This window comes from Agrobacterium sp. 22-209-1, assembly GCF_053522485.1.
The window spans coordinates 311,646-335,653 of the sequence record NZ_JBNWCH010000004.1 but is presented as its reverse complement, the minus strand read 5'-3'; the positions used below and the strand labels follow the sequence as shown (position 1 = coordinate 335,653).

Genomic DNA, 24,008 nt, shown 5'->3' with positions numbered 1-24,008 from the left:
AAAGGTCCAACGGGAAAGGGGCGCCAGAAGGTCGCCCCCTTTCAGGGTCAGGCGGCCTTCTGGCGCGGCAGGCTCTTCATATCAATGACGAAGCGATAACGCACATCGCTTTTTATCATGCGTTCATAAGCGTCGTTGATCTGATCAATATCGATCATCTCGATTTCGGCGGCGATGCCTTTTTCGGCGCAAAAATCGAGCATTTCCTGCGTCTCGGGAATGCCGCCGATCATCGAGCCGGCAAAGGTCTTGCGGCCGGGAATGAGGCTGAAGGCCATCACCGAGAGCGGCTTTTCCGGCGCGCCCACCTGGACCAGCGCGCCGTCACGTTTCAGCAGCGCCAGATAGGCGTTGATGTCATGGTCGGCGGCCACGGCATCGATGATGAGATCGAGGCTCGAAGCGGCCTTCTTCATCTGCTCGGCGTCGCGTGAGACGATCACCTCGTGGGCGCCGAGCTTTTTCGCATCCTCCGCTTTGGCGGGCGAGGTGGTGATCATCACCACCTTTGCGCCCATGGCATTGGCGAGCTTGACGGCCATATGGCCGAGACCGCCAAGACCGACGACGCCGACACGTTTGCCGGGTCCGGCGTTCCAGTGACGCAGCGGCGAATAGGTGGTGATACCCGCGCAGAGCAGGGGTGCTGCTGCCGCCGGATCGAGGCCTTCGGGAATGTTGAGGACGTAACGGTCATCGACGACCACATGGGCGGAATAGCCGCCAAGCGTATGCGCGCCGGCGCCCATCGCCTTGTCGGGGGAATTATAGGTGCCGGTCATGCCGTTTTCGCAATATTGCTCCAGACCCTCGGCGCAGCTTGCGCATTCCCGGCAGCTATCGACAATACAGCCGACGCCGACGCGGTCGCCCGCCTTGAACCGGGTGACCTGCGAGCCGACACGGCCGACGCGGCCGATGATTTCGTGGCCGGGAACGCAAGGGTAGAGGGAGCCCGCCCATTCGCTGCGGGCCGTGTGGATATCGGAGTGGCAGACGCCACAGAATTCGATCTCGATTTCGACGTCGCGCGGGCCGGGATCGCGACGCTTGATGGTCGCAAGCTTCATCGGCGAAGAACCGTCATCGCAGGCATAAGCGGATGTTGTGAACATGATCGTTCCTCCTCTTGTGGTGATCGATGCTGGAAACACCGGCCTGCGGCAAAGGTTGCGGTGGGATCAGCCGCTTGCGCCGGTTTCGGGCGCTGCTTCGCCAAACACCTCCTCAAAGGCCTCGCGCAGCAGAACGTCGACGTCTCCGATCATAACCGGCAATCCAAGATCGACAAGGCTGGTGACGCCATAGGCGCTGATGCCACAGGGAACGATGCCGGAAAAATGCGATAGGTCGGGATCGACATTGATCGAGAGCCCGTGGAAGCTCACCCATTTGCGCAGCCTGATGCCAAGCGCCGCGATCTTATCCTCGGCCATGCCGCCATCGGGAAGCAGTGGTTTCTCCGGCCGCCTGACCCAGACGCCGACGCGGTCCTCGCGCCGCTCGCCACGGACATTCATCTTGTCGAGCGTGCGGATGATGACATCCTCCAGCGCCGCCACATAGGCGCGGACATCCTGCCGCCGTCGTTTCAGATCGAGCATCACGTAGACAACCCGCTGGCCTGGCCCGTGATAGGTATATTCACCGCCGCGACCCGTGGCGAAGACGGGGAAACGCTCCGGCTCTATAAGGTCGGCGGCATCGGCGCTGGTGCCGGCGGTGTAGAGCGGCGGATGTTCCAGAAGCCAGACGAGTTCATCGGCCTCGCCGCTGGCGATGGCGGCGACTTCACGCTCCATTTCCTCAATCGCCTGCTCATAGGGCACGAGGCCTTCCGAGATTCGCCAGCGAACGGGCGGCGAACCGGGAGCGGGCAGCATGTTTGTCTCTATATCGGTGCGTGTGAGCATGAAAAAGTCCTTTCCACAGCCTTCTCGCAAAATGGCGAGACGGCCGCAACCCCAGCATTTCCGGGCTTCCTGCATATAGGATGGTGCGGTGCGATTTTTAATTTCAAAAAACTGTCACGACGCTCTTGTGCACCGAAAATCCTTTTGCTACATGCACCCCCGTCGGCGCAAGTCGACGCCTACCACGATGCGGTCGTGGCGGAATTGGTAGACGCGCAGCGTTGAGGTCGCTGTGGGGCAACCCGTGGAAGTTCGAGTCTTCTCGACCGCACCAAAGAAACCCGCTTCGGCGGGTTTTTTCTTTTTTAGCCAGTCGTTTAGATAGCTTTCTGTTTTCTGCTCGCGGTTTCGTTGGAACAGAGCTCGGGCGGCTTCGATGTGATTTTCGTCACTACCCGGGCTTTATAATTTGGTTCGGAGAACTCTCGACCTGCCGCTACTTCAGCATGCTCGTCGCGACCTAGCGTCGAATGATATTTGAGGCGGTACCATTTCCCTGATGGTTGCCATCTCCGACGCGATACGGGTCACCGTCCATCACTTGGTCCATGCGCCATTGAGACCCTCGATATGGGCTTTCCCACGTCTGGCACCCGGCAAGAGCGGCAGTTGCCGTCAGCACTCCGAAAGTGAGAGCGGTTCGCAGCATATTAGCCTCCTATGAAATTTCGTCGCACAGTTATGTAGGACGAGGTTGGCGGCTTTGCGATGTCCCCGAGGAATTTATCGCTCCTTTGAGACCGTACTCGATCTGACCGGCGTGAAATTTCGGTGGATATCAATGCACGCTCCGGTGGACATCGGCCTCACCCTAAAAAACGAGGGGTGGAATATCAGAGGTCTGATGTTAGCTTTCGTCAGGAAAAATGTCCGGGGGGGGTCGTGCTGGGGGACAAAACGGATTCAGACAATGCGCTTGGCTATTACATGTGGAGTATTTCCGACAACAGGCTGATCATGGATGCCGTCACCGCGGAGTGTCATGGCTTTTCGGAACCGGTTGCGTCACGCGGGGTGACGATCGAGGCTATACTCGAAAGAATAGATGTCGAAATGCGCGATCAGGTGGCGCAGGCCATTTTTGAGAGCATTACGACAGGTGTTTTTTTTGACCAGCGTTATAAGGTCAATCTGCCGGACGGATCGAAACGATGGATCGTGGCGAAGGGCAGGGCGATTTTTGATGCAGACAATACGCCGTTTCTGGGCATTGGCAGCGTTCGGGATATTACCCTGAAAAAAACCTATCAGTTCGAGCCTCGGCAATAGCAATCCGGGCTTTTGAAACCGCGCATAAAAAGAGGCGGCCTTCGCCGCCTTTTTTCGTCTGCACCGTGCTTGGACATCAGAAGACGTGAAGATATTTCAGCAGCGAAATAATGCCGATGATGATGACGATCACCTGCGCAATCTGTTTCGCACCGCCGCCGACCGGCAGGCGCGCGATAAGCCACAAGACGAGCACAATCACCAGGAAGGTGATCAGAATGCTGACGAGCGTAGATGTAACCATATGTCCCAGCTCCCTGTAAAATAAAGGCTTCAACGGTCGTTCACCGTTGTGGGAGTAAAAAGCGCCAGATAGATTTTTGTTCCATGCAGTTGATTGCGCGCGATTAAAATTAGGACTTGCTGAATGGCAGATGGTGGGAAGGTGAAGTTGCGTCCCGTGGGGGCGAGGGTCGCGGTGGGGCGGCTCGGTCGCCCCGCCATTTCGACGGTGACAGGCGGTAAACTGGATCTCGTGACCGGCGTTGCAGAGCCTGGATTCAACCCGATTGATCTACTGTATTCGTCACTCGCCGCCTGTCTTGCAGTCAGCGCCCGGATCGCCGCCAGTCGGCTAGGTTTGCTGGAGCGCTTCAATGGTGTGGTTGTCGAGGTCACGGGCGAAAAATCCGCCGAGGAGCCGTACAGCATTGTCCGTTTCGACATTGGCATCGCGGTGAGCGGCGATTTCGATGAGAATAGCCGCAACGCCATTGCCCATCTTGCCGAGGATATATGCACTGTCAGCAACACGCTGAAGGGCGATGCGGAATTCGCGATGTCTGTTACCGGCTGACGATCAAGGCTTCCGGGATTTTTCCCATTTTTTCACCAGCCGGTCGCGCTTGAGCTTCGAGAGGCGCTTCAGCCAGAAAATGCCATCCAGCTGGTCGATCTCGTGCTGGATGCAGACGGCGTGAAATCCCTCGGCGGTCTGCCGGTGTTCGCCGCCGGATATGTCCTGAAACCTCACCTCGACACTGCAAGGCCGCTCCACCTCGTCGGTAAAGCCCGGCATGGAGACGCTGCCCTCCATATGGCGCATGGTCTGCGTGGATTGGCTGATTATTTCGGGATTGATGTAGGTCAGGACGGTTCCCGGTGTCAGTTCCAACACGAAAACCCGCTGTTTTATGCCGATGTGGGCGGCGGTGATGCCGACGCCGGGTGCAGCGCGCATCGTGTCGATCAGGTCCGTTACCAGCTGTTGCAATTGCCCGTCGAAAGCCGTGACCGGCGCGCAGATTTCGGACAAACCGGGATGAGGGTAGGGCGGGATCGGCCTGATTGCCAAGGAATGCTCCGTTTGTTTCAAATCCGCAGGGACGCCGCCGCGAGGGCCTGTCCTTCTTCGGTTGCCTCCAGAAAGCTGCGCTGGGTGCGGGCATCGCGTTTTGTCACCCGCACGAAACGTGGCGACAGGGCAGTGATTTCGCGCAGAATGAGGGCGTGCGCAAGCCCCAGCCGATTGGCGATGCTGCGGCTGTCAGCGGCGATGTTGAGACGAAGCGAAAGAAGGATCGCCGCGCCCGTGGCTGTCAGCGCCCGTGAGGAGCTTTCCTGAACCCGGTCCACCGCGGCCATGAACGCGGCGGCGGACTGCGCCTCGTCCATCAGGAGGCGTCCGGGCGCAGGCGAACGGAGACGAGCACCGATTTCGATGTCGGCGTGAAACTGTCCTCGCCGTAGCTCGACAGCGGCACCAGCACGTTCAGTTCCGGATAATAACCGCCGACGCTGCCCTGCGGGATATTATAGGGCACCAGCCGGAAATTCCGCGCAATGCGTTCCACGCCGTCGCCATATTCGCCGATGACATCGACACGCTGGCGGGAATGGGCGCCGAGCGTTTCCATGTCCTTCGGGTTCATGAAGATGACGTGGCGCTCGCCATAGACGCCGCGATAACGGTCGTCCATGCCGTAGATCGTGGTGTTGTATTGATCGTGGCTGCGGAAGGTCTGCAAGACAAACAGGTCATCGCGCGTGAGCGCCTGCTGGTGTTCGGTCTGTTCGGGTAGCGGACCGCTATAGAAGGTGGCCTTTTTCGCCGGCGTGTTCCATTCCCGTTCGGCTGCTGCGTTGCGCAGATGAAAACCGCGCGGCACGCGTACGCGCTCGTTGAAATTATCGAAACCGGGAATGACCCGCTCGATCATGTCGCGGATGAGGTCGTAATCATCGGCAAGCGCCTTCCAGTCGACATGGGCATTGCCAAGCGTCGCCTCGGCGATGCCAGCGACGATGGCCACTTCCGAGCGCAGCTCATCCGAGGCCGGTGGATTGATGCCGCCGGAACCGTGCACCATGCTCATGGAATCCTCCACCGTAACGATCTGCGAGCGCCCGGCCGAATTGCGGTCGATTTCCGTTCGGCCGAGGCAGGGCAGCACAAAGGAGGTTTCGCCCGGCACCAAGTGCGAATGGTTGAGCTTGGTGGCGATGTTGACGGTCAGCTTCTGCTTTTCGAAAGCCTTGACGATCAGCGGGCTGTCGGGCGTCGCCCGCATGAAATTGCCGCCGAGCGCGATGAAAGTCTGAGCCTTGCCGTCCAGCATCGCGGCGACGGCTTCGACGGTATTGTGGCCGGGCTTGCGCGGCATGGGGACGCCAAGTTCCTTTTCCAGCGCATCGAGAAGCGCGGGCGGGGCTTTTTCATCGATGCCGACGGTGCGGTCGCCCTGCACGTTGGAATGGCCGCGCACGGGGCAAAGGCCGGCGCCCGGACGGCCGATATTGCCACGCAGCAGCATGAAATTGGTGATCTCGCGAACGATAATGACCGAATGCCTGTGCTGCGTGACACCCATGGCCCAGGTGGCGATGACGGAACCGGCGTTCATGTAGATGCGGGCGGCTTCCTCGATCTCCGCGCGGGTGAGGCCGGACTGGTCGAGGATGCTCTCCCAGCTCGTCGCATCGACGGCGGCGCGATAGGCATCGAATTCGGCCGCATGTTCGGCGATGAAGTCGTAGTCGATGATGGCGGGCTCGCCCGCCGCCCTTGCTGCATCGTCGGCGGCGAAGACTGCCTTGCTCATGCCGCGCACGGCTGCCATATCGCCACCCTGACGCGGCTGGTAATAGTTGGTGGCGATTTTCGTGCTGCTGCCGGTGATCATTTCGATCTTGTCCTGGGGGTCGGCGAAACGCTCGAGACCCTTTTCCCGGATGGGATTAAAGACAGCGATGCGGGCGCCGCGAAGGGCGGCGCGGCGCAAGTCGCCAAGCATGCGTGGATGGTTGGTGCCGGGATTTTGCCCGATGACGAAAATGGCGTCCGTCTGCTCGAAATCCTCCAGCAGCACCGTGCCCTTGCCGACGCCGATCGATTCTTTCAGGCCGACGCCGCTCGCCTCGTGACACATGTTGGAGCAGTCGGGGAAATTATTGGTACCGTAAAGCCTGACCATCAACTGATAGAGGAAGGCCGCCTCGTTGGAGGCGCGGCCGGAGGTATAGAACTCAGCCCGGTCGGGACTGTCGAGGCTGTTGAGGATACGGCCGATTTCGGCGAAGGCATCGTCCCAGGAGACAGGCAGATATCTGTCGCTCGCCCGGTCATAACGCATGGGATGGGTGAGGCGGCCCTGTTTTTCCAGATCGTAATCAGACCAGCTGCGCAGTTCGGATACGGTGCGGCTGGCGAAGAAATCCGGCGGCACCCGGGCTTCCGTTGCTTCCCATGACACCGCCTTGACGCCGTTTTCGCAGAACTCGAAAGAGGAGCCATGTTCCGGGTCTCCCCAGGCGCAGCCCGGGCAGTCGAATCCATCCGGCTGGTTGGTCTTCAAAAGGGTGCGGGCGCCGGAAATCGGGGCGCCGGATTCCAGGAGGCGTTTGCCGACGCTTTTGAGTGCGCCCCAGCCACCTGCGGCGGAGGATGCCTTGCCTATGAAATCCGTCTTGCTCATGATTGTGATTCCCGGGATGTGTCTTCTTGTGCGCGCCCGACGGCGCTTGCCGTTTGTCAAAAGCATCTTCAAAAGCGCTGATCCGCACCGCCTGTCAATGTCTTAATTGTGCATTGCGGCAAAACCTTTGTTCGCCCATTCGACATTTAAAACGGGAACGGCGTAAAGGGGGTGGACGTTGTCGTAAAACAAGCCGCGCAGATTGGCTAAACATGCTTATGGCCGCTGGCTGAGACCCTGCCGGCCAATAGGAAGAGGAATGTCGAATGGATTTTTTGCCGCGGCCGGAGAGCTTGCGTATTTGCTGCTACCCGGTTGTTGACAATATACCTTTTAACGCCATTCTGCCTGCGCATCCGTGCACTGCCATATTTGAATACAAGGGGACGCCAGATGACAGACCGTGACGACGATCCTGTCGCGCCCGAGGACATGAAGCCGACGGAAGCGCCCTCCGATATCTACGCCGAAGACGGTTCGGTACGCTCCGATTTTCTGACGATGGTGGGTGCGGCGATCGCTGACCGCGATCTGCTTTTCCTGCGCAAGAATGTGGCGCGGCTGCACGAATCGGAACTCGGTGACTTGCTGGAATCCATCCTGCCGGAACAGCGCCATGCGCTGGTGCGGCTTCTCGGTTCCGATTTCGACATGACGGCGCTGACCGAGGTGGATGAGGGCATCCGTCTCGATATCGTTGACCAGATGTCGAATGAACAGATTGCCGCCGGCATTGGCGAGCTGGATTCGGACGACGCCGTCTATATTCTCGAGGACCTCGACGACGAAGACCGCGAGGATATTCTCTCGCAACTGCCGTTCACTGAACGCGTGCGGCTGATGCGGGCGCTGGATTATCCAGAAAGTTCGGCCGGTCGCCGCATGCAGACGGAATTCGTCGCCGTGCCGCCGTTCTGGACCGTGGGGCAGACCATCGACTACCTGCGCGAGGAGGAGGAGCTGCCGGAATCCTTCTCGCAGATTTTTGTCATCGATCCCACCTTCAAGCTGGTCGGCGCGCTCGATCTCGACAGGGTTCTGCGCGCCAAACGTCAGGTGAAGATCGAAACGATCATGCACGAGACCAACCACTCCATTCCGGCGGAGATGGACCAGGAAGAGGCCGCGCAGCTTTTCGAGCAATATGACCTTCTCTCCGCCGCCGTGGTCGATGATAACGGCCGACTGGTGGGCGTGCTGACCATCGATGATGTGGTGGACGTCATTCAGGAAGAGGCCGAGGAGGATTTGCTGCGCCTTGGCGGTGTCGGTGACGAAGAACTGTCGGACTCGATCGCCAGCACGTCCCGTTCGCGCGTGCCTTGGCTTGCGGTTAATCTCATCACCGCCTTTCTCTCCGCTTCCGTCATCAGCCTGTTCGATGCAACGATCCAGCAGATCGTCGCGCTGGCGATCCTGATGCCGGCGGTGGCCGGTATGGGCGGCAATGCCGGATCGCAGACCATGACGGTGTCGGTGCGGGCGCTCGCCACCAAAAGCCTCGATATTCACAACGCTGCGCGCATCATCCGGCGCGAGGCGGGCGTGGGTATTCTGAATGGCATGCTGTTCGGCTGCGCCATCGGCATCGTTGCCGGTATCTGGTTTCAGGATATCCATATCGGCGGCATCATCGCCACGGCCATGTGCCTCAACATGCTGGCGGCGGCGCTGGCGGGCATTCTCATTCCGCTGGTGCTCGACAAGTTTGGCGCGGACCCGGCGGTCTCGTCGGCAGTTTTCGTGACGGCGGTCACCGATATTGTCGGCTTCTTCGCCTTTCTGGGGATCGCGACCTGGTGGTACGGTATTTCCGGATAGGGCCAGACGGGCGAAAATTGACTTTTACGTGAAGGTCAAATAATATCTTCCGGTGATGAATCGGATAGGCCCTTGGACAAGTATTATAGCATAACCGAACTGACACGCGAATTCGGTGTTTCCACCCGCACCTTGAGGTTTTACGAGGACGAGGGACTGATTCACCCTGAACGTCGCGGGCGCACACGGCTTTTCAGGGCTGCAGACCGCCGCCTCATTCAGGAAATCCTGCGCGGCCGCCGTATCGGTTTCACGATCTCCGAAATTCGCGAGATCATTCACGTCTACAAGGAACCGCCGGGCGAATCGGGCCAATTGGTGCTTCTGATGAAGAAGGTCGATGAAAAGCGTGCCGAGCTTCGGCAAAAACGCAAGGACATCGAAGAGACGCTGGCGGAACTCGACAATGTCGAAGAAGCCTGTCTGACGCGGCTTGCCGAAATCGGCGTTGGGACATGAAAGCAGCTCGTGCTGCTTGATTCGTCAGTGATTTTATGCCGAAAACAGGCCTTAAGCCTTCTATCTTTACCGCATTCCTTTGGGGGACGATCGCCAGAGTGGTGATGGGCCGCGTTGGAGCGAGTATGTGCCGCTTGTCGCCTTCTCCCCGCCGGGGAGAAGGTCGCGGCAGCGGGATGAGGGGGCTAGGGTAGAGATATTCGGCAACGTTGCCCCCTCATCCGACCCTTCGGGCCACCTTCTCCCTCCTCGGGGAGAAGAAACAAGCGGCAAGCCCTGACGTCTCCCTACTGTGCCTCAACCGTGCACTGTTGCGCCACCTCACTGACCTTCGTCTGCTGATCGGCGTTGAGCTTGCCTTCCATCATCGTGTCGAACAGGTTTTCCGCCTGCAGCTTCTCCAGTGTGCAGCCGCAGAAACGCTGGCACAGTTCCAGCCCGTTGGCCTGCTCGACACAGCTCTTTTCACAGCTCGATTTGTAAAGCTCGACCTGATCGACAGGCGAGGGTGGGGCTATGAGCGACAGGGTATAGACAAGGCCGATAAGCACCGGCTGGTGGATGAGGTAGAATGCCAGGCTGTGGCGGCCGGCGCCTGCGATCAGGTTGCGAGGCGAACTCGGGCTTCGAAAGCGGTCGAGCCAGTCGCGCGGCGTGACGAATTGCGACACCGCAAGCCCGGCAAGGAAGGGCGCAAGCCAGGGCAGAAGCGGCACATAGTCGTTCGAACGGGGCGGCGTGGTGGAAAAACCAATCCAGGCCAACCATTTTGCGTTGAACAGTTCGGACTGCAGATAGTGAGGCAGGGTGAAGGCGATCACGGCAAAAAGCAACGTCACGGCCGCGGGGGCTCGCACGAACAGCAACCCGACAAGGCTTGCCGCGGCGATATTGTGCAATATGCCAAAGAAGATGAAGCTGTCAGGAAAGGCGAAATAGGTGGCGATGGTAATGAGCAGTGCCGAGCCGGCCACCATCGCAAAACGTTTGCCGAAAGACGGCCAGTTGACGCCCTTACCATGGGCGAGAAACAGGCTGAAACCGGCCAGAAACAGGAATGAGCTGGCGATGCCGCGCGCATAGAGTTTCCACAGGCCGGTGGTTGCCGTGCCGGGTTCCAGATAGCCGAAATATTCCAGATTCCATGTGAAGTGGTAGGACGCCATGGCGATGAGGGCCAGCCCGCGCAGGGTGTCGAGACCGCCTATGCGGCCTTTGCGGCGGTTTTCGTTTGCGGCTGCGTTCGTGTTCATGGTTTCCGTTTTCGGCTTTCGGGGGGCGGTATCACGCTCGGCTTGGCCCCTGAAGTGCGGCTATTTCAAGGCCTGTTTTCTTCCATAATGGCGCGCCGTGCTTCGGAAAAGAACTGGCGGCGTAACAACGCCACGATGATGATGAGCGTGCTGGCGATGAAGACATAGGGGCTGATGAACCAGCCGAGATAACCGATTGACAGAAAGATGGTCCGCAGGCCGTCATTGAAGTTCTTAGCAGCGATGATGTTCATCTTTATGACGTTTTCGGCTGCCCGCTCGGCCGCCCTGCGATCGGCGCCGACATCGTGGACCATGGGAATGGCGCCGAACAGGATGGTGCAATAGTTGAACAGGCGGTAGGACCAGCCGAACTTGAAGAAGGAATAACCGAAAAGACAGGTCAGCCCGATGACCTTCAGCTCGAAGGCCGTGCGCCCGGCATACTGCACGAACGGCATGTCGCGAAACACCGATTCGACCTGTTCTGTGGCGCCCAGCAGGGCGAAACATCCGCCGATGGCGAAGATGGAGGTGGAGGCGAAGAAGGCGGTGCCATTCTGAAGGCCGGCCATGATCTGCGTGTCGATCATCTTCAGGTCGCGCTTCAGCGAATTCATGATCCACTCGCGGCGGCGCTCGGCCATGGCCTGGTTGAGGCTGGCTCTCGAAAACAGCCTCGTGCCCGTCGTGACATGGGTATAAACGGCCCATAGCAGGATGAAAACCACGATCGAGATATAGTCCATCACGGTCATCACGGGCAGGCCACCTTGCTGTTTGCGAATCTTCGAAAGCATATTGATTTGAAGGCCATGGCAAGGCAATGGCGGCGGCTGCCGTCACTCCATATTCTCCTTGGGCGTTGCGGTTTCATCATTCGGTTTTTCGCTAACGTTCCGGTAACCAAGTCGCTTTATCAATCCAGTCGCGGACGATGTGTCTGCCGGTTCCGGGTTAAGGTTTTGCGTCCCGGTTCCGCCCGTTTTTTCGCCAGCGGCGAGGGCCGATTGACAGAATGGCCGTTCGCACCTAGCCTTTTATCTGGACCGGTGTTTCCGGTATCCGGAGCAGCCAAGGCTGATATGCCTCGCATCCTGCAGGCAGGTCTTGTTTTCTCCGGCCCGGTATCAGCGGCAGTCCGGCATGAGCAACCGGGGAACGCCTTTTTCTACGAATCGTTCCCTTCCTGTCTGTCTGCCCCTGGCTTGCGACACGGCGAAGATGCCGGTCCGTTTCATTCTCTTCCTTCAGGTTTCAGATGACAGATAAAAACCGCTCCGTTTTCATTCTTGGCGGCGCGCGCTCCGGCAAGTCCCGTTTTGCGGAGGAGCTTGCGGGCAAGTCGGGTGGAAGCCTGCATTATCTGGCCACTGGCCGGGCATGGGATGACGAGATGCGCGACCGCATCGTCCATCATCAGGCGCGGCGCGGCGGCGAATGGACAACGCATGAAGCGCCCGTCGATATTGCCGCCGTGCTGGACCAGCTCGGCGCGCCGGAAAATGTCGTTCTCATCGATTGCCTCACCCTGTGGCTCACCAATCTGATGATGGAGAACGCCGATATCGAGGCTGCTTTTGCGGCGCTCGAGACGGCGATTGCATCGGCTCGAGCTAAGCTGATTCTCGTCTCCAACGAAGTCGGTCTCGGCATCGTGCCGGAAAACCGCATGGCGCGGGAATTTCGCGATCACGCCGGCCGCCTGCATCAGCGAATCGCCGCCATTGCCGCAGAAGTCTATTTCGTCTCCGCCGGCCTGCCCCTGAAGATGAAGGGCTGAAGGGTACGCGCGCAAGCGGGGCCGGCATCGCTGCGCATTTTGCTCTTGTACAAATTTCTCTCGTAAAGTCGCGTCCCGTTTTGCCGGGGCTGCGACAGCTTTGCTTTCTTGACCTGGATCAAGGTGGCGCTCTCCCGCCGGTGGCAATGCTCCAACCGACGCATAGGCACGTTTTCGCTCTCTTGGGCGCGTGCCGTGCCTTTCGTCGGTCGGCTTGCACGTTGGGGGAAACCAACAATGAATTACACGTTAGAAACCGCGATCGTGGCGCTCGGCGCCTTTCTCGCGTTGCTTGGGGCAGCCTTTGCCCATGACAGTCTTTTCGCAGCCCATATGTGGGTATTGTTCTTTACGCTTCTGGTCAGCACGGTGCTTTTGCTGCGCCGTGTCTCCTTCGCGCCTGTCGGTTCTGCCACGCGTGCTCACTTGAAGTCGGAATATTTCGACGAGGTGGTGAAATACGGCGTCATCGCCACTGTGTTCTGGGGTGTCGTCGGCTTTCTGGTTGGCGTTGTCGTGGCGCTTCAGCTCGCCTTTCCCGATCTCAACCTCGCGCCCTATTTCAATTTCGGCCGGATGCGGCCGCTGCACACATCGGCGGTTATCTTCGCTTTCGGGGGAAATGCGCTGATTGCCACCTCCTTTTACGTGGTGCAGAGAACCTGTCGCGCGCGGCTGTTCGGCGGCAATCTCGGCTGGTTCGTGTTCTGGGGCTACAACCTCTTCATCGTCATGGCCGCCACCGGCTATCTGCTCGGCATCACGCAGGGCCGCGAATATGCGGAACCGGAATGGTATGTGGATATCTGGCTGACCATTGTCTGGGTCGCCTATCTGCTGGTGTTCCTCGGTACGATCCTCACGCGCAAGGAGCCGCATATCTATGTGGCGAACTGGTTCTACCTCAGTTTCATCGTCACCATCGCCATGCTGCATATCGTCAACAATCTCGCCATTCCCGTCTCGTTCCTTGGCGTCAAGAGCTATTCGGCTTTTTCGGGCGTGCAGGACGCGCTGACGCAATGGTGGTACGGCCATAACGCTGTCGGCTTCTTCCTGACAGCCGGCTTCCTCGGCATGATGTATTATTTCATTCCCAAGCAGGTGAACCGCCCGGTCTATTCCTACCGCCTGTCGATCATCCACTTCTGGGCGCTGATCTTCATGTATATCTGGGCCGGCCCGCACCATCTGCACTATACGGCGCTGCCGGACTGGGCGCAGACGCTCGGCATGGTGTTCTCGATCATGCTGTGGATGCCGTCCTGGGGTGGCATGATCAACGGCCTGATGACGCTATCGGGCGCCTGGGACAAGATCCGTACAGACCCCATCGTGCGCATGATGGTGATGGCGGTGGCCTTTTACGGCATGGCGACCTTCGAAGGTCCGATGATGTCGATCAAGGCCGTCAACTCGCTCAGCCACTATACCGACTGGACCATCGGCCATGTGCATTCGGGTGCTCTCGGCTGGAACGGCATGATCACCTTCGGCGCGATCTATTACCTGACGCCGAAACTCTGGGGCAGGGAGCGTCTTTACAGCCTGCAACTCGTCAACTGGCACTTCTGGCTCGCCACGATCGGCATCGTCATCTACGCGGCCGTCATGTGGGTGGCCGGCATCCAGCAGGCGCTGATGTGGCGCGAATACGATACCCAGGGCTTCCTCGTCTATTCCTTCGCGGAGTCGGTCGCGGCGCTGTTCCCCTATTACGTGATGCGTGCATTGGGCGGCCTGATGTTCCTCAGTGGCGCGCTGATCATGGCCTACAACGTCACAATGACCATCCTCGGTCATCAACGCGAGGAGGGCGCCAGCAAGGGCGCGGCTCCTTCGCTGCAGCCCGCTGAATAAGGAGAGGCCGATGTCCATACTCGACAAACACGGTGTCATCGAACGTAACGCCACCCTGCTTCTGGTCGGCTCGCTGCTCGTCGTCTCAATCGGCGGTATCGTGGAAATCGCACCGCTCTTTTATCTCGAAAACACCATCGAGAAGGTGGAAGGCATGCGGCCCTACACGCCGCTGGAACTGGCCGGGCGCAACATCTACATCCGCGAGGGATGTTATGTCTGCCACAGCCAGATGATCCGACCGTTCCGCGACGAGGTGGAGCGTTACGGGCATTACAGCCTGGCAGCGGAATCCATGTATGACCATCCGTTTCAGTGGGGTTCCAAGCGCACGGGGCCGGATCTTGCGCGTGTCGGCGATCGTTATTCGAACGAGTGGCACGTGCAGCATCTGGCCGATCCGCGTTCGGTCGTGCCGGAATCGATCATGCCCTCCTATGCTTTCCTGAAGACCACGACGCTGAAGGTCACCGAGGTTTCTATGGAGCTGAAGGCCAACCGCGCCGTCGGCGTACCCTATAGCGACGAGATGATCGAAAAGGCGAGCGCTGACATGAAGGCGCAGGCTGACCCGAATGCCGATACCAGCGAGCTGCTAGCGCGTTACCCGAAGGCCAAGGTCGGAGATTTCGACGGCGATCCGGCCAAGCTCACCGAAATGGATGCGCTTGTGGCCTATCTGCAAATGCTCGGCACGCTGGTCGATTTCTCGACCTATGACGATGCCGCCGGATACCGGTGAGGAGGTGTGAGCCATGGAAACCTACACGGCCATGCGCCACTTCGCCGATAGCTGGGGTCTGCTTGCCATGACCCTGTTCTTTGCCGGCGTCGTTATTTTCACCCTTCGCCCAGGCTCGAGAAAAGCCGCGGACGATGCCGCCAGCATTCCGCTCAAGGAGGACTAGGATATGTCCGAAAAACACATCGATAAAATCAGCGGCGTCGAAACCACTGGCCATGAATGGGACGGTATCCGCGAGTTGAACAACCCAATGCCGCGCTGGTGGGTCTGGACCTTCTATCTCACTATACTGTGGGCCATCGGCTATACCATCGCCTATCCGGCATGGCCGCTGATCAACGGGGCGACGCAAGGGTTGCTCGGCTGGAACAGCCGCGGCGATATTGCCGCCGATATTGCCGATGCAAAACAGTTGCAGAGCGTCTTTGTCGACAAAATCGCCAATGCGTCGCTTGCCGAAATTCAGACCGACCCGGCCCTGAGTCAATTTGCCCTTTCCGGCGGCGCGGCCGCTTTCAAGGTCAATTGCATTCAGTGTCACGGTTCGGGCGCGGAAGGCGGGCAGGGTTATCCCAACCTCAACGATGACGACTGGATGTGGGGCGGCAGCGTCGAGGACATCTATACAACGGTGAAGCACGGCATTCGTTTTGCCGACGATGCTGATACGCGTGCTTCGGAAATGCCGGCCTTCGTCGACATTCTGAAGTCTGACGAAATCCGCGAGGTTGCCGCCTATGTCGTCAGTCTGACCGGAAAGCCTTCCAATCCGGCGCTGGTGGAACCTGGCAAACAGGTTTTTGCGGATAATTGCGCTTCTTGCCACGGTGAGGATGCTAAGGGCAACCGCGAGTTCGGAGCACCCAATCTTGCCGATGCTATCTGGCTGAAGGCCCACGGCGAAGAAGGTATCGCTGCACAGATACGGTCACCGAAACATGGGGTGATGCCTGCCTGGGGAGAGCGTCTCGGTGATACGACCGTCAAGCAGCTTGCCATCTTCGTGCATTCGCTTGGTGGGGGTGAATGAGGTGAGCAGAATGTGGAGAGGGGGCGCCGGGGAGGCGCCCTTTTTATCATGGGCAGATCAGGCGTTGTCCGCCCGTCCATCCGGATATTCGGCTGGTCCCTTCAACTCGATCTTGTTGCCGAAGGGATCACGGAAATAGAACGAATGTCCCATTCCTCTCGCGCCGCCGTGAAAGGCTTCCTGTTCTATCGTAACGTTAAATTTCACCAGATGTGCGCGAAGCGCATCATGGTTCAGGGGACCGGTCGCTATGCAGATGTGATCGACATTGCGTCCTCCGGCGACGGGCGGAGCAGCCTTTGTGCCACCGGGATGTGTGACATCCCACAGCACGATCAAGGCATTTCCGCACCAGACCTGTTCCATGCCGAGAGCAGGATAAGAGTAACCATCAGTGCACCCCAGCACGTTCCGGTAGAAATCGAGCGCCCGCGCCATATCGTCGACGATGAAGACGATATGATCGATACCGACCAACGAAAAAGGCGGCGTTGTCAAAGTCATGGCGGGTTCCTGCCGATCAGTTTTTCGACCAGACGGCCAGTTCGTATCCATCCGGATCGGTGAAATGGAAACGCCGGCCGCCGGGAAAGGCGAAGATCGCGACGCTAATCTGGCCGCCGGCGGCCTCGATACGCCGTTGCACATCCTCGATATCGGCGGCGTAGAGAATGACGAGCGGTCCGCCCTTGGAAGAAACCGGCGCGGTGGTGGTGAAGCCGCCCGTCAGGCGGCCGTCGGAGAATTCGCAATATTGCGGACCGTAATCCTTGAAAGTCCAACCGAACGCGCCGCCGTAAAATTCCTTGCTGCGCTCGATATCGGCGACGTTGAATTCGACATAGTCGATGCGTCGGTCGTTTGTATTCGTGATCATCTTTCCTCCATCAATCCTTTTCGAGCAGCGCCTTCAGCGTTTCGAGATCGGCCGTGACCGCTCTTGCATCCTGATCGAAATCCTCGTCCGTCATGCCCTGAAGGCGAAGCAGGGTGAAACTCACCTCCGTACCGTCGCCATTCGGTGTCACCCGTAGCGCGTTATAAACTTTGATACCATCCGGCAATGTCACGACGTGGTCGATGACGCCCAATTCGTTTGCGGGCGCAAAATTGACGCGCACCTCGCCAAGCGGCCCGCCCTCGGCGATCCAGTCTTGGCCATCGGCTTTAAGACCGCCCGCAAGCCCCGCGGCCCAGCGAGGCATATTCTGAGGGTCGGAGGCGAAGTCGTAGACCTCTGCCCACGGTTTTTCGATCGAAAGATGAATGATTCTCGACTGCATGACAGGCATTTCATCCTCCCTTGGCGGCGCGTTCCCATGACTGCGCCACTTTGTCGTCACTTGATGCAAGTCAAGGATGTTTCACCGCGGAGATGGGAGAAAGCAAGGAGATAAAAATGGACTCCTATCATGAACATCTATCGCGCCGGACAGGACAGCCCGCAACAGCCCGTCGAAAGGCTGGAGGCGGAAGCCGTCAATTCCGCAAAAACGCGCAAACCGCTCTACGAAGCCCGCAAGAAGATTTTTCCCAAGCGCGCGGAAGGTCGGTTCCGGCGGTTCAAATGGCTGGTGATGCTCGTCACCCTCGGCATTTATTATCTGACGCCGTTCCTGCGATGGGACAGGGGACCTTATGCACCCGATCAGGCAGTGCTGATCGATATCGCCAACCGGCGCTTTTATTTCTTCTTCATCGAAATCTGGCCGCAGGAGTTCTTTTTCGTTGCCGGCCTGCTGGTCATGGCGGGGCTGGGGCTCTTTCTCGTCACCTCCGCCGTTGGGCGCGCATGGTGCGGTTACACCTGTCCGCAGACCGTCTGGGTCGATCTGTTTCTGGTGGTCGAGCGGGCGATAGAGGGCGACAGGAACGCGCGCATGAAACTGGATGCGGCGCCCTTCACGTTTGGCAAGTTACACAAGCGGGTGTTGAAACATGCGGTCTGGCTGGTCATCGGTGTTCTGACAGGTGGAGCCTGGATCTTCTATTTTGCCGATGCGCCGACGCTGGCGAGAGAGTTCCTGACCGGCGAAGCACCCATGATCGCTTACACCACCGTCGCGATCCTCACCGCCACGACCTATGTCTTCGGCGGGCTGATGCGGGAACAGGTCTGCACCTATATGTGCCCCTGGCCGCGCATTCAGGCAGCGATGCTGGACGAGAATTCGCTTGTCGTCACTTATAATGACTGGCGGGGTGAACCGCGCTCACGTCACGCTAAAAAGGCTGCGGCGGCAGGGGAGAGCATTGGCGATTGCGTCGATTGCAATGCCTGCGTTGCGGTCTGTCCCATGGGTATCGACATCAGGGACGGGCAGCAGCTGGAATGCATCACCTGCGCGCTCTGTATCGATGCCTGTGACGGGGTGATGGACAAGATCGGCAAACCGCGCGGGCTGATCGCCTATGCGACGCTTTCCGAATACCAGTCCAATATGGCGCTGGCGACCGGCAACGGCGAATACGCCATCCGTCCCGCCAATGTGCGCGAAGAGGACGGCCGTTTCAGTAGGCGCGTGCGCCACTTCAACTGGCGCATCATCTTCCGGCCGCGCACGCTGCTTTATACGGCCATCTGGGCTGCCGTTGGCATTGGCATGCTGTTTGCGCTGGTGACGCGCGAGCGGCTGGCGCTCAACGTGCTGCACGACCGCAACCCGCAATATGTGCTGGAATCGAACGGGTCCATCCGCAACGGCTACACGGTCCGAATCCTCAACATGGTGCCGCAGCCGCGCATAATGAGGCTGACGATGGACGGCCTTCCGAATGCGGTGATGAAGATAAACGGCATGGCCGATACGGCTGCCCGGGCTTTCGAGGTGACCGTGGAGCCGGATGAGGCGACGACGCTGAAGGTCTTCGTCACCCTGCCGGGCGCGGATGTTGCGCGGGTAGCTGAAAATTTCGAATTCATCGTCAGCGATACGGCCGGCCACGAAACGGCCCGTTACGATGCGGTCTTCAATGCTCCGGGAGTGAAAAAATGACGGTGAACAACCAACGCGCCTCCGGTTTCACATTTACAGGCTGGCACATGCTCGGCGTGATGGTGCTGTTCTTTGGTACCATCATTACCGTCAACATGATCATGGCCTGGAACGCGATCCATAGCTGGAGCGGGCTTGTGGTGCCCAATACCTATGTGGCCAGCCAGCAGTTCAACGCCAAGGCGGAGGCCGCCAAGGCAAGGGCTGCAACCGGCATCAAGGGCAGGCTGGCGGTGGATGAAAAGACGGTGCGTTACGAAGTTTTCCATCCGGATGCCGGGCCTGTCGACACGGATACGGTGACGGCGCATTTCCGCCGGCCCGTGGGTGAGAGCCAGAATTTCGACATGGAGCTGACCCCGGTTTCCACGGGTGTTTTCACTGCTGCGCATGACATGTTGCCCGGCCAATGGATCGTCGAAGTGACAGCCGTCAAGGATGGCCGGATCATCGTGCATGAGGGCACGCGGATCGCTGTCATCAGGGGGCGCAAATGAGCTGCTGCGCACCGGGAACGGAAGGGTCGCTGCAACTCGGCGAACCGGTCAATCCGCCATCGTCGGAGGAATTGCTGCTGGCGAGCCGCGATCTGGGGCAGGGTCTTCGCCAGACCGATCTCAGCGTGCCGGGTGTTTATTGCGGCGCCTGCATCACCACCATCGAGACTGCGCTTCGCCGCGTGCCGCAAGTGGAGCGGGCGCGGGTGAACCTGTCGTCGAAACGGGTGGCGGTCGTCTGGAAGGAAGAGGTCGATGGCGTCAAGACCGATCCCGCCGATCTTGCCCGCGCGATCCTTTCAACCGGATACAGGACACATCTTTTCTCGAGCGGGCAGGATGCTTCAGACGCGTTGCGCTCGCAGCTTATCAGGGCGGTGGCGCTCTGCGGCTTTGCGTCCGCCAACATCATGCTGCTGTCGGTCTCCGTCTGGTCGGGCGCGGATGCGGCGACGCGTGACATGTTCCACTGGATTTCGGCGATGATCGCCGCGCCGGCGCTGATCTATGGCGGGCGTTTCTTCTATCGATCGGCCTGGAATGCGCTGAAACATGGCCGCACCAATATGGACGTGCCGATCGCGCTCGCCATCACGCTCTCCTATGCCGTTTCGCTGTGGGAGACGATCCATCACGGCGAACACGCGTGGTTCGACGCGACGGTATCGCTGCTGTTCTTCCTGCTGATCGGTCGCACGCTGGATCATGTCATGCGCGACAAGGCGCGCTCGGCGATTGCCGGATTGGCCCGCCTTTCGCCGCGCGGCGCTACCGTCATCGACGCGGACGGGGTGCGGGACTACCGGTCGCTTGCGGATATCGACCCCGGAATGTCGATTGCGATTGCGGCGGGTGACCGGGTAGCGGTGGATGCCGTGGTGGTCTCCGGCAGCAGCGATCTCGACATGTCCATCGTCAATGGTGAAAGCGCGCCGCGCCGCGTCGTGGCCGGCGACAGCCTGCAGGCCGGCACGCTCAATCTCACCGGTTCGCTTGTCGCCCGGGTGACCGCGTCCGCAAAGGATTCCTTCCTGTCGGAAGTGATCGGGTTGATGGAGGCGGCCGAAGGCGGGCGGGCACGTTACCGGCGTATCGCCGACCGTGCCGCGAGCTATTATTCGCCCGTCGTGCATCTTCTGGCGCTGGTGACGTTTTTGGGCTGGGGCATTTTCGGCGGCGACTGGAAACAGGCGATGCTGATCGCCATTGCGGTTCTCATCATCACCTGCCCCTGCGCGCTCGGCCTTGCCGTTCCCGTGGTGCAGGTGGTGGCAGCAGGAAGGCTGTTCCGGCACGGTATCATGGTCAAGGAAGGTTCGGCCATGGAGCGGCTTGCTGAAATCGACACCGTGCTGTTCGACAAGACCGGAACCCTGACTGTTGGCAAGCCGAAACTGGTCGAGACCGGCGATGTAAAGCCGGCCATCATGGCGATTGCCGCCGGCCTTGCCGCCCATTCGCGGCATCCGTTGTCGAAGGCTCTGCATGCTGCCTATAGCGGTGCCTTGCCGGCCTATGAAACGGTGCGGGAAATTCCGGGTTCGGGCGTCGAGGCCGAGACGGAAAGCGGCACTTACCGGCTCGGCAATCGCCGTTTCACCTGCCCGGATGAGGCACGGGTCGACAATGGCGATGCGCGGTCGGAAGTGGTGCTTTCTCTCGATGGCCGGCATCTGGCGAGCTTTGGCTTTGAGGACAAGCCGCGCGCGGGTGCGGTGGCGGCATTGCGCAGCCTGTCTGGCCGGGGCCTTGCGCAGGAGATCGTCTCGGGTGACCGGGCAGCAGCCGTCAGCGCCATGGCGCAGCGGCTGGGGATCGGCAACTGGCGCGCGGACCTGTCGCCGAAGGACAAGGCGGCGCGCTGTGCCGCGCTTGCCGGCGAGGGGCGCAGAGTGCTGATGGTGGGAGACGGTATCAACGACGCTCCGGCGCTTGCCGCTGCGCATGTGTCCATGGCGCCCGCCACCGCCGCCGATATTGGCCGGCAGGCCGCCGATTTCGTGTTCATGCAGGAGAATCTCGATGCCGTGCCTTTCGCAATCGAGACATCGCAGCGGGCAGGAAGGCTTGTCCGGCAAAACTTTGCGCTTGCCATCGGCTATAACGTCGTCGCCGTGCCGATTGCGATTGCCGGCTATGCGACGCCGATGATTGCGGCCATTGCCATGTCGACGTCTTCGCTGGTTGTTGTTGCCAATGCGTTGCGCCTTGCTGGTGCGGCTGAAACTGTCCGTCCCCGGAGCGATGTAAAAACAGGATTTGCGGGCGAGGGGGCGCAACTGGCATGAACATGCTGATCTATCTCATTCCCGTCGCGCTGTTCTTAGGGGCACTTGGCCTTTTCGCCTTCCTCTGGTCGGTGCGTTCGGGCCAATATGAGGATATGGACGGGGCCGCCTGGCGAGTAATCGATGATGGTGATGACCGGCCACGGCCCTCTTGACGGAAAAACAAACGGTCAGTTTTGAACTTGTATCGACCTGTCGCAAATATGCAAAGCTGACTTGCGTCATCAAAATTTAATCGTTTCAGTCGCGGCCAGCCTTGCCGTTTGGTGATTACAGTGCCACAACACGACCACCTAAAAGCAAGATGGAGGCACATCCGTGGAACAGGCAGAAATCGGTTTGATCGGTCTCGGCGTCATGGGCTCGAACCTGGCGTTGAACATCGCTGAAAAAGGCAACAAGATCGCCGTATTCAACCGAACCCCTGAAGCGACGAAAAAATTTTACGCTGAAGCCGGGGCGTTGCAGGGGCAGTTGATCCCCTGCGAAACCATCGAGGAATTCGTCGCCGCCATTCGCCCTCCACGCCCGATCATCATCATGATCAAGGCCGGCGATCCGGTGGACCAGCAGATGGAAATCCTGAAACCGCATCTCTCGAACGGCGACATCATGATCGACGCCGGCAATGCCAATTTCCGCGATACGATCCGCCGTTTCGATAACCTCAAGGACAGCGGTCTGACCTTTATCGGCATGGGCGTTTCCGGCGGTGAAGAAGGTGCGCGTCACGGACCATCGATCATGGTTGGTGGCACCGAAGATAGCTGGAAGCGCGTCGAGAAGGTGCTGACCTCCATTTCCGCCAAATATAATGACGATCCGTGCGTGGCTTGGCTCGGCAATGACGGTGCCGGTCATTTCGTCAAGACGATCCATAACGGCATCGAATATGCCGACATGCAGATGATCGCCGAAATCTACGGCATTCTGCGTGATGGCCTTGGCATGAGCGCGGTTGAGATCGCCGACGTGTTCGCTGAGTGGAACAAGGGGCGCCTGAATTCCTACCTGATCGAGATCACCGAGAAGGTCCTGCGCGCCGCCGATCCCATCACCGGCAAGCCGATGGTCGATCTGATCCTCGACAAGGCCGGCCAGAAGGGCACCGGCAAGTGGTCGGTCATCGAGGCCCAGAACATGGGCGTCGCCGCAACAGCTATCGAGGCGGCCGTGGCTGCCCGTATCCTGTCGTCGCAGAAGGACGAGCGTGAAGCTGCCGAGAAAATCTTCGGCCTGCCGAAGCTTGCAGCCGCACCCGCCGACAAAAAGGCGTTTATCGCCGATCTGGAAAGCGCGCTTCTGGCCGCCAAGGTCGGCGCCTATGCGCAGGGCTTCGCCATCATGTCGGCCGCGTCGAAGGAGTTCAACTGGAACCTGCCGATGCCGACGATCGCCCGTATCTGGCGCGCCGGCTGCATCATCCGCTCGGAATTCCTCGATGAGATCACTTCGGCCTTCACCAAGGATCCGCATGTGGCCAACCTCATCGTGACGCCGGCCTTCTCCGCCATCGTCAAGGATACCGACGCGCCGCTGCGTCGTGTGGTTTCCTATGCCGTGCTCTCCGGCCTGCCTGTTTCGGCGCTGGCTTCGGCACTCGGCTATTTCGATGCCTATCGCCGCGGTCGCGGCAGCGCCAACCTCATCCAGGCGCAGCGCGACTTCTTCGGCGCCCACGGCTTCGAACGCACCGACGGTGTGGACAAACCGCACGGCCCTTGGGGTAGCGGCGCGGATAGCTTCTGATAGGCTGAACGACAAACGACAAAAGGCCCGCGCGAGCGGGCCTTTTTCATTTCATCTATGCCTCGATTAGCGGGCGGCGGCGAGACCGACGATGAGGCCGCTGACGGCGTTGATGAGCAGGAACTGGTTGTCGACGCGCACCCAGCGCTGGTCGCGGCGCGGTTCGGCAAGGCGATAGCGGCGGTAGTCACGGCGGTCCACCATGTTGCGGCGCTCACGGGCCGAGAGGCGCTGGCCGCGATCCCAGCGGTGCTTCTTGACGATGACTTTCTTGGTGGTGACCTGACGCTCGACGGTAACGCCGCGATGGCGGTCGTCGTGGCGGCTCTGGGCCTGAGCCATCGGGGCTGCAAGAACGGTGGCTGCCAGAAGAATGGTGACGAACTTTTTCATGGACGTTTCCTCTCGTGTTTCGATGAGGAGAACTTACG

26 protein-coding genes and 1 tRNA gene are annotated in these 24,008 nt (G+C 59.6%); 15 read left to right on the top strand and 12 right to left on the bottom strand.

Annotated features, from left to right (window positions below; translation table 11 throughout):
* Positions 1-47 precede the first annotated feature (47 nt).
* Both ACQZ48_RS12740 and lipB read right to left on the bottom strand, forming a co-directional pair.
* A complete protein-coding gene (locus tag ACQZ48_RS12740) occupies positions 48-1,115 on the bottom strand; it encodes an NAD(P)-dependent alcohol dehydrogenase (protein WP_077982251.1) in 1,068 nt (355 codons plus the stop codon).
* Positions 1,116-1,181: 66 nt separating this feature from the next.
* Positions 1,182-1,913, bottom strand: coding sequence for a lipoyl(octanoyl) transferase LipB (gene lipB / locus ACQZ48_RS12735; protein WP_137410409.1), 732 nt, complete (start codon positions 1,911-1,913; stop codon positions 1,182-1,184).
* Between the two features lie 189 nt (positions 1,914-2,102).
* On the opposite strand from lipB, the gene ACQZ48_RS12730 reads away from it, so the two are divergent.
* Both ACQZ48_RS12730 and ACQZ48_RS12725 read left to right on the top strand, forming a co-directional pair.
* Positions 2,103-2,187, top strand: a tRNA-Leu gene (locus tag ACQZ48_RS12730).
* A gap of 497 nt (positions 2,188-2,684) precedes the next feature.
* On the top strand, positions 2,685-3,182 hold the full coding sequence (locus ACQZ48_RS12725) for a PAS domain-containing protein (protein WP_448728872.1): 498 nt from the start codon (positions 2,685-2,687) through the stop codon (positions 3,180-3,182).
* A gap of 76 nt (positions 3,183-3,258) precedes the next feature.
* Here the strand turns inward: ACQZ48_RS12725 and ACQZ48_RS12720 are convergent, their stop codons facing one another.
* Positions 3,259-3,426: a Thivi_2564 family membrane protein gene (locus ACQZ48_RS12720; RefSeq protein WP_191218258.1), complete on the bottom strand. Its 168-nt coding sequence runs from the start codon at positions 3,424-3,426 to the stop codon at positions 3,259-3,261.
* Between the two features lie 123 nt (positions 3,427-3,549).
* On the opposite strand from ACQZ48_RS12720, the gene ACQZ48_RS12715 reads away from it, so the two are divergent.
* Positions 3,550-3,978 (top strand): OsmC family protein, encoded by a 429-nt coding sequence (locus tag ACQZ48_RS12715; RefSeq protein WP_448728871.1) that lies wholly within the window; start codon positions 3,550-3,552, stop codon positions 3,976-3,978.
* A 3-nt stretch (positions 3,979-3,981) separates the two neighbouring features.
* Here ACQZ48_RS12715 and ACQZ48_RS12710 read toward each other — a convergent pair whose 3' ends face one another.
* The 3 genes from ACQZ48_RS12710 to ACQZ48_RS12700 are packed head-to-tail and all read right to left on the bottom strand — an operon-like array spanning position 3,982 to position 7,096.
* A complete protein-coding gene (locus ACQZ48_RS12710; RefSeq protein WP_191218260.1) occupies positions 3,982-4,476 on the bottom strand; it encodes a peptide deformylase in 495 nt (164 codons plus the stop codon).
* A 17-nt stretch (positions 4,477-4,493) separates the two neighbouring features.
* Positions 4,494-4,796, bottom strand: a complete 303-nt coding sequence (locus ACQZ48_RS12705) for a hypothetical protein (protein ID WP_191218261.1) — start codon at positions 4,794-4,796, stop codon at positions 4,494-4,496.
* Positions 4,796-7,096: an FdhF/YdeP family oxidoreductase gene (locus ACQZ48_RS12700; RefSeq protein WP_191218262.1), complete on the bottom strand. Its 2,301-nt coding sequence runs from the start codon at positions 7,094-7,096 to the stop codon at positions 4,796-4,798. The genes ACQZ48_RS12705 and ACQZ48_RS12700 overlap by 1 nt, the downstream gene beginning before the upstream one ends.
* A gap of 393 nt (positions 7,097-7,489) precedes the next feature.
* Here ACQZ48_RS12700 and mgtE point away from each other — a divergent pair, with 393 nt between their 5' ends.
* Both mgtE and ACQZ48_RS12690 read left to right on the top strand, forming a co-directional pair.
* Complete coding sequence (gene mgtE, locus ACQZ48_RS12695; RefSeq protein ID WP_077982258.1) at positions 7,490-8,917, top strand: magnesium transporter; 1,428 nt, start codon at positions 7,490-7,492, stop codon at positions 8,915-8,917.
* A 72-nt stretch (positions 8,918-8,989) separates the two neighbouring features.
* Positions 8,990-9,376 carry a MerR family transcriptional regulator gene (locus tag ACQZ48_RS12690; RefSeq protein WP_003524989.1) on the top strand — a complete coding sequence of 129 codons (387 nt, stop codon included), beginning with the start codon at positions 8,990-8,992 and terminating at the stop codon, positions 9,374-9,376.
* A 287-nt stretch (positions 9,377-9,663) separates the two neighbouring features.
* Here ACQZ48_RS12690 and ACQZ48_RS12685 read toward each other — a convergent pair whose 3' ends face one another.
* Complete coding sequence (locus ACQZ48_RS12685; RefSeq protein WP_077982259.1) at positions 9,664-10,629, bottom strand: heparan-alpha-glucosaminide N-acetyltransferase; 966 nt, start codon at positions 10,627-10,629, stop codon at positions 9,664-9,666.
* A gap of 65 nt (positions 10,630-10,694) precedes the next feature.
* Positions 10,695-11,387 carry a DUF599 domain-containing protein gene (locus ACQZ48_RS12680; RefSeq protein WP_077982918.1) on the bottom strand — a complete coding sequence of 231 codons (693 nt, stop codon included), beginning with the start codon at positions 11,385-11,387 and terminating at the stop codon, positions 10,695-10,697.
* A 503-nt stretch (positions 11,388-11,890) separates the two neighbouring features.
* Here ACQZ48_RS12680 and cobU point away from each other — a divergent pair.
* From cobU to ccoP, 5 genes are all read left to right on the top strand, one after another.
* Positions 11,891-12,412, top strand: a complete 522-nt coding sequence (cobU, locus tag ACQZ48_RS12675; protein WP_077982260.1) for a bifunctional adenosylcobinamide kinase/adenosylcobinamide-phosphate guanylyltransferase — start codon at positions 11,891-11,893, stop codon at positions 12,410-12,412.
* Positions 12,413-12,649: 237 nt separating this feature from the next.
* Positions 12,650-14,272, top strand: a complete 1,623-nt coding sequence (gene ccoN / locus ACQZ48_RS12670; RefSeq protein WP_077982261.1) for a cytochrome-c oxidase, cbb3-type subunit I — start codon at positions 12,650-12,652, stop codon at positions 14,270-14,272.
* Between the two features lie 10 nt (positions 14,273-14,282).
* Positions 14,283-15,014 (top strand): cytochrome-c oxidase, cbb3-type subunit II, encoded by a 732-nt coding sequence (gene ccoO, locus ACQZ48_RS12665; RefSeq protein WP_077982262.1) that lies wholly within the window; start codon positions 14,283-14,285, stop codon positions 15,012-15,014.
* A gap of 13 nt (positions 15,015-15,027) precedes the next feature.
* On the top strand, positions 15,028-15,180 hold the full coding sequence (locus ACQZ48_RS12660) for a cbb3-type cytochrome c oxidase subunit 3 (protein ID WP_443388985.1): 153 nt from the start codon (positions 15,028-15,030) through the stop codon (positions 15,178-15,180).
* Between the two features lie 3 nt (positions 15,181-15,183).
* A complete protein-coding gene (gene ccoP / locus ACQZ48_RS12655) occupies positions 15,184-16,047 on the top strand; it encodes a cytochrome-c oxidase, cbb3-type subunit III (RefSeq protein ID WP_142912243.1) in 864 nt (287 codons plus the stop codon).
* 57 nt (positions 16,048-16,104) lie between these two features.
* Here the strand turns inward: ccoP and ACQZ48_RS12650 are convergent, their stop codons facing one another.
* The 3 genes from ACQZ48_RS12650 to ACQZ48_RS12640 are packed head-to-tail and all read right to left on the bottom strand — an operon-like array spanning position 16,105 to position 17,339.
* On the bottom strand, positions 16,105-16,551 hold the full coding sequence (locus tag ACQZ48_RS12650; protein ID WP_191218266.1) for a VOC family protein: 447 nt from the start codon (positions 16,549-16,551) through the stop codon (positions 16,105-16,107).
* Between the two features lie 16 nt (positions 16,552-16,567).
* A complete protein-coding gene (locus tag ACQZ48_RS12645; RefSeq protein WP_137410399.1) occupies positions 16,568-16,924 on the bottom strand; it encodes a VOC family protein in 357 nt (118 codons plus the stop codon).
* A 10-nt stretch (positions 16,925-16,934) separates the two neighbouring features.
* Positions 16,935-17,339 (bottom strand): SRPBCC family protein, encoded by a 405-nt coding sequence (locus ACQZ48_RS12640; protein WP_191218267.1) that lies wholly within the window; start codon positions 17,337-17,339, stop codon positions 16,935-16,937.
* Between the two features lie 120 nt (positions 17,340-17,459).
* On the opposite strand from ACQZ48_RS12640, the gene ccoG reads away from it, so the two are divergent.
* From ccoG to gndA, 5 genes are all read left to right on the top strand, one after another.
* On the top strand, positions 17,460-19,043 hold the full coding sequence (ccoG, locus tag ACQZ48_RS12635; RefSeq protein WP_191218268.1) for a cytochrome c oxidase accessory protein CcoG: 1,584 nt from the start codon (positions 17,460-17,462) through the stop codon (positions 19,041-19,043).
* Positions 19,040-19,540: a FixH family protein gene (locus tag ACQZ48_RS12630; RefSeq protein ID WP_077982268.1), complete on the top strand. Its 501-nt coding sequence runs from the start codon at positions 19,040-19,042 to the stop codon at positions 19,538-19,540. Before ccoG ends, ACQZ48_RS12630 begins: the two co-directional genes overlap by 4 nt.
* Entirely contained in the window at positions 19,537-21,828 is a 2,292-nt protein-coding gene (locus tag ACQZ48_RS12625; RefSeq protein ID WP_191218270.1) for a cation-translocating P-type ATPase, read from the top strand. Before ACQZ48_RS12630 ends, ACQZ48_RS12625 begins: the two co-directional genes overlap by 4 nt.
* Entirely contained in the window at positions 21,825-21,983 is a 159-nt protein-coding gene (gene ccoS / locus ACQZ48_RS12620) for a cbb3-type cytochrome oxidase assembly protein CcoS (RefSeq protein ID WP_077982270.1), read from the top strand. The genes ACQZ48_RS12625 and ccoS overlap by 4 nt, the downstream gene beginning before the upstream one ends.
* A 163-nt stretch (positions 21,984-22,146) precedes the next feature.
* Positions 22,147-23,577, top strand: coding sequence for an NADP-dependent phosphogluconate dehydrogenase (gene gndA, locus ACQZ48_RS12615; protein ID WP_142912238.1), 1,431 nt, complete (start codon positions 22,147-22,149; stop codon positions 23,575-23,577).
* A 66-nt stretch (positions 23,578-23,643) separates the two neighbouring features.
* Here the strand turns inward: gndA and ACQZ48_RS12610 are convergent, their stop codons facing one another.
* Positions 23,644-23,970, bottom strand: coding sequence for an RcnB family protein (locus tag ACQZ48_RS12610; RefSeq protein ID WP_077982272.1), 327 nt, complete (start codon positions 23,968-23,970; stop codon positions 23,644-23,646).
* Between the last annotated feature and the right edge of the window lie 38 nt (positions 23,971-24,008).